At 74.5% G+C, this 3,288-nt stretch carries 2 protein-coding genes and 1 pseudogene; 1 reads left to right on the plus strand and 2 read right to left on the minus strand.

All coding sequences use genetic code 11. The annotated features are described in order from the left end of the window. Window positions 1-347: pseudogene (locus B1205_RS30115) on the plus strand (hypothetical protein); the annotation flags it as partial. A 3-nt stretch (window positions 348-350) separates the two neighbouring features. On the opposite strand, the gene B1205_RS33195 reads toward B1205_RS30115, so the two are convergent. Together B1205_RS33195 and B1205_RS26870 are read right to left on the minus strand one after the other, a co-directional pair. Next, the gene (locus tag B1205_RS33195) at window positions 351-1,880 is read right to left on the minus strand and encodes an AAA family ATPase (RefSeq protein WP_369597315.1); all 1,530 of its coding nucleotides are present in this window, start codon (window positions 1,878-1,880) and stop codon (window positions 351-353) included. A gap of 66 nt (window positions 1,881-1,946) precedes the next feature. Then, window positions 1,947-2,996 (minus strand): alanine--tRNA ligase-related protein, encoded by a 1,050-nt coding sequence (locus tag B1205_RS26870; protein ID WP_140158151.1) that lies wholly within the window; start codon window positions 2,994-2,996, stop codon window positions 1,947-1,949. Between the last annotated feature and the right edge of the window lie 292 nt (window positions 2,997-3,288).

Raw genomic sequence — 3,288 nt, forward strand, 5'->3', positions numbered from 1 at the left:
CCAATGGCACCACCACCGTCAACTACGAATTCAAATTCGGCCACGGCCCCTCCGGCGACCAACCCGTCGCCGGCGACTGGGACAACAACGGCTACGACTCCGTCGGCGTCTTCCGACCCAGCACCTCCACCTGGTACCTCACCAACGGCACCACCAGCACCACCAACACCACCGACTACGACTTCATCTTCGGCCACGGCCCCTCCGGCGACATCGCCGTCCCCGGTCGCTGGATCAAGAACAGCAGCACCACCCCCGGCGTCCGCCGACCCAGCAACAACACCGTCTACCTCCGCAACACCAACAATGGCGGCCCCGTCGACACCCAGTTCATCTACGGCGTCTGACCATCACGACCACCGCGGCGGGACCCGGACACCACCGGGCCCCGCCGCGGCGGCGGTGGTCCCGGTCGGAATCGGGTCGACCTCAGCCGCGGCGCAACCCGGCGACGGCCTCCCGCAGGTCATCCTGGCTGATCGGGGCCGGCGGCGCACCCTCCGTGGCCTCCCGCAGCGCCTTGGCGAGTTGCACCCGGCGCAGCACCTCGCGCAGGTCCGCGCCGGTGAGCCCGGCCGTGTCGGCGGCGAGGGCGGCCGGGTCCACGTCGTCGGCGAACATCCGGAACCCGGGCCGCGCGTGCCGGTCGACCAATTCCCGGACCATCTTGGTAAGGATCTCCGTGCGGNCAGCGAGGCGTCGACGCGCTGCGGGAAGTTGGTGGTCGCCACCACGATGACGTCCGGGTTCTCCTCGAACAGCGTGTTCATCTCCTGCTTGAAGATGCCGGCGACCGCGTTGACCGCCTGGCTGGCCGCGTCCCCGCCCGCACCGGCGTAGCTGATGATCGAGTCGAACTCGTCGAAGAGCATCACGGTGGGCCGGCGGTAGCGGCGCGCGTCGCGGAAGATGCGCTTGATGTTGCGCTCGGAACCGCCGAGGAACTTGTCCAGGATCTCCGGGGTGCGGATCTCCACGAAGTCCGCGCCGATCTCGTTCGCCAGCGCCCGGGCCAGCATGGTCTTGCCGGTGCCCGGCGGGCCGTACATCAGGATGCCCTGCGGCCGGCGCGCGCCCCAGCGGGCCATCGCCGCCGGGTGCCGGAACGACACCGCCACCTCGCGGAACCTGGCGACCACGTCGGCCAGGCCGCCGACCTGGTCGAGGGTCACCGTCGCGCTGCGCGGCCCGGCCACCGCGACCGGTCGCCGCCCCGCCGGGCGCGCGGCATCCGGCCGGGCCGGGCCACCGACCCGGTACGTCCGCCCGCGCAGCACGGTCGGCTCCCCGCTGTCGCCGGCCAGCTCGCGGACGGCCTGGAGCAGCACGCCGAGCACCGCGTTCAGGTGCGCCGGTCCCACCTCGGCGCTGGGCACGTCGACGCGGATGCGTACCGTGCCGTCGTCCTGCTCGACGTGGGGGCGCACGCCGGCGGTCTCGGCGGCGCGCAGCACCGCGCGGCCGGCCGGGTCGGGCGGCGGGGCGGCCAGCGCGGTGCCGGCCGGGCGCAGCCCGAGCCGGCGGACCCCCTCGGCCGCCGCCCGGCCCACCGCCGCCGCCGGGCCGTCCCCGCCGCGGGCGGCGAGGCGTTCGGCGAGCAGCACACCGACCGGCCCGACCAGCCCGAGGGCGAGCAGGCCGGCCGGCGCGGTCTCCACCCGCAGGTACGCCTCGAAGCGGTGCACCGGCAGCCCGTCGACGGTGTGGGCGCGCACGATGCAGCGGACCTCCCGCACCGGCGCGGGAACGTCGGTGACGGCCAGCAGGTCCACCGGCCCGTCCTGGGCGGCGGCGAGCAGCCCGGCCGCGTCGGCGATACGCACCTCGGCGCCGAGCAGCGCCACCGTCTCCTCGTCCGGCCGCACGTCGTACCCGGTCATCGGCCCTCTTCCCTCGCGGCGACTGCTCACCCGAGTCTGGCACCGGCCGGGCCGGGCGGCCACCGCTCAGCCCGCCTCGGCGAGCAGCCCGTCGACCAGGTCGCGCGGCAACCCGTGGGTGTCGTGCAGCCAGTGGTAGTCACGTTCGGTCAGCGGACCCCGCGCGCGAACCCGCTCGACCAGCGGCCGGCCGCGCCGCAGCAGCCCCCGGAAGCGGCGTTCCTCATCGCCCAGCAACCCGGGCAGCGCACCCGGGTCGACCGGCTGGCGGAACCGGCGCAGCGTGTCCGCGTACAGGGTCGTCGGCAGCTCGCCCAGGCTCGGCGCCGGGTCGTCGCGCCACAGCACGGTCAGCGCGCGGCGCAGCAGCCGACGCAGCACGTACCCTCGGCCGGTGTTGCCGGGGCGTACCCCGTCGCCGAGCACGACCACCGCGGAGCGCAGGTGGTCCGCGACCACGCGCAGGTCCGCGCCGCGCAGGCCCCACCGGTCGCGGACCGCGCCCACCCACAGGCTGAGCCCGTCGCCGGTGAACACCGACCGGTCGCCACGCAGCACCATCTCCAGCCGTTCCAGGCCCATGCCGGTGTCGATGCTGGAGCGCGGCAGCGGTGTGAGCCGGCCGTCGGGGTGACGGTGGTAGCGCATCTGCACGTGGTTCCACACCTCCACCCACCGCTCGTCGACGCTCGGCGTGCTCGCCGGCGGCCCGTCGCCGGTCCACACGAAGATCTCCGAGTCCGGTCCACAGGGGCCGGTCGGGCCGTTGGACCACCAGTTGTCGTCGCCCAGCGCCTCCACCGGCACGCCGAGCGCCGTCCAGGTGTCCCGCGCCGTCTCGTCCGGTCCGAGCCGGTCGTCGCCGCCGAAGACCGTCGCGTGCAGCCTCCCCGGCGCGATGCCGTACCCGTCGGTGAGCAGGTCGAAGCCCCAGCGCAGGCTGGTCGCGATGTCGTAGTCGCCGAGCGACCAGGAGCCGAGCATCTGGAACACGGTCAGGTGGGTACGGTCGCCGACCTCGTCCAGGTCGGTGGTGCGCAGGCACCGCTGCACGTCGACCAGGCGGCGTCCGCCCGGGTGCGGCCGCCCCAGCAGGTACGGCGTGAGCGGGTGCATNGCGCGTCCCGGTGGCCGTGCCGGTGGTAGTGCTCCACGAACGTACGGATGATCTGGTCGGGTGTCATGGCGGACGCCTTCCGGTAGGGCGACCGGGCGGCCCGCCGAAGGGTGGCGTGACACACGACGACGCCGGCGGACCGTTTCCGGTCGCCGGCGATGGGGTGAGCAGTCAGGCGGCGGCAACCGGCGAGCGGAAAGCTCGCGCGGCCGCGGCGGTGACGAATCGCCTGCTCTGCATACCCCCACGGTAGCCCACCCGCCTCCCCCACCCCACCCCTTTCCCCCGCCC

It is taken from the genome of Micromonospora sp. NBS 11-29, assembly GCF_002140155.1.
GTDB lineage: Bacteria > Actinomycetota > Actinomycetes > Mycobacteriales > Micromonosporaceae > Micromonospora.

Coding starts and splice junctions, on each gene's coding strand:
- B1205_RS26870 (WP_140158151.1), bottom strand. CDS start 2,996: ATGCACCCGCTCACGCCGTACCTGCTGGGGCGGCCGCACCCGGGCGGA.